The organism is Oleiphilus sp. HI0061, assembly GCF_001635675.1.
Map to the genome: position 1 here is coordinate 1 of NZ_LWFE01001574.1, position 1573 is coordinate 1573.

At 47.0% G+C, this 1573-nt stretch carries 1 protein-coding gene; it reads right to left on the reverse strand.

All coding sequences use genetic code 11. The annotated features are described in order from the left end of the window. Positions 1–1360, reverse strand: a 1360-nt coding sequence (locus tag A3735_RS24560) for a type I restriction-modification system subunit M (RefSeq protein WP_068638819.1), incomplete at its 3' end; no start/stop codon positions are given. Positions 1361–1573 lie beyond the last annotated feature (213 nt).

Below are 1573 nucleotides of genomic sequence, written 5' to 3' on the forward strand. Positions count from 1 at the left end.
CGTTTTCTTTGATTTCTTCAAAACTGGCTAAGTAAGCGTATTTATCGACAGATTCTCTGGCTTTGTAGGTGTCGATCATTTTCTGAATATTGTCTTCGGTGAGCTGGTTTTGGTTTTTGCCGGATTTGAATTCACGGCTGGCATCGATGAACAATACGTTCTCATCAGTTTTGTGTTTTTTGAAGATCAGGATCGCGGCAGGTATACCGGTACCAAAGAAGAGCTTTTCCGGTAGGCCAATGACCGTATCCAACAAGTTTTCTTCAATTAGTTGCTGACGTATCTTGCCTTCGCTGGAAGCGCGGAATAACACACCATGAGGAACCACCACACCCATTCTGCCGGTTTCCGATTTCAGGGTTTCGATCATGTGGCTGATAAAAGCATAGTCGCCTTTGGTTTTGGGTGGTATACCGCGACGAAAACGTCCGTAAGGGTCGTTGCTGGCATCATCATGGCCCCATTTGTCCAAGCTGAAAGGTGGGTTGGCCGTCACTACATCAAAATGCAATAAGCCTGTACCGTCTTTATCTTTGAGTGCGGGGTGACGAATGGTATCGCCCCATTCAATGCGGTGGTTGTCTTCCCCATGCAGGAACATATTCATTTTGGCCAAGGCCCAGGTAGAGCCGATAGCTTCCTGACCAAAGAGCGCGTACTTTTTCGAGCCATTAAAATTTTTGCGAACAGCCCGGCCACATTTCATGAGTAGCGAACCCGAACCACACGCCGGGTCGCAGATTTGGTCGCCTTCTTGTGGCTCCAGAATGGCCGAGAGTAAGTCCGATACTTCGGGCGGGGTATAGAATTCGCCAGCGGTTTTGCCACTGCCTGCGGCAAAGTGCTTAATCAGGTATTCGTAGGCGTTGCCGATAATGTCGAGGCTACCGACTCGGCTCGGGCGCAAGTCTAATAATTCTTTGCCAAAGTCTTCCAGCAAATGCCGCAGCAATTCGTTCTTTTGTTTTTCAGGGCCTAATTTGTCGGTGTTGAAGCTGATGTCCTGAAACACATTTTTCAGCTTGGCACCGTTATTCTCTTCAATGGCATGTAACGCCTGATCGATACGCTGACCATTACCCGCTTGATGGCGATGTTCGTAGAGATCCCAAAAACTCGCACCTTCTGGCAAAACAAAACGCTGCTTGGCCATCATGGCCTTAATTAGTTCAGGGTTATCTCCGTATTGTTCAACCAGTTTACTGTGCTCATCCCGATACACGTCTGAGATGTACTTTAAGAACAGCATGGTGAGGATGAAGTCTTTATAGGTATCGGAGCTGATGACGCCGCGAAAGGTGTCGCAGGCGTTCCAGACGGCTTTGTTGATGTCGTCTTGGTTGATTTGGGTGTTGGTCATTTCTTCATCCTATTTATGTTTCTGTTGTCCGTGAGGTATGTTTCTTAAGCTTCGCTCATGATCTCATGTGCGATAGCCGTTAATTGCTTTGCTCGATTCTCGATAAATGCCATATGTAGTTTTTTCTCAGCTATCGCAGCTTGGTAAAGCTTTACTATGGTCACTTGTTTATCCATTGGTGGGACTGTGATTGTCGTTGCTTCCAAATGTGCT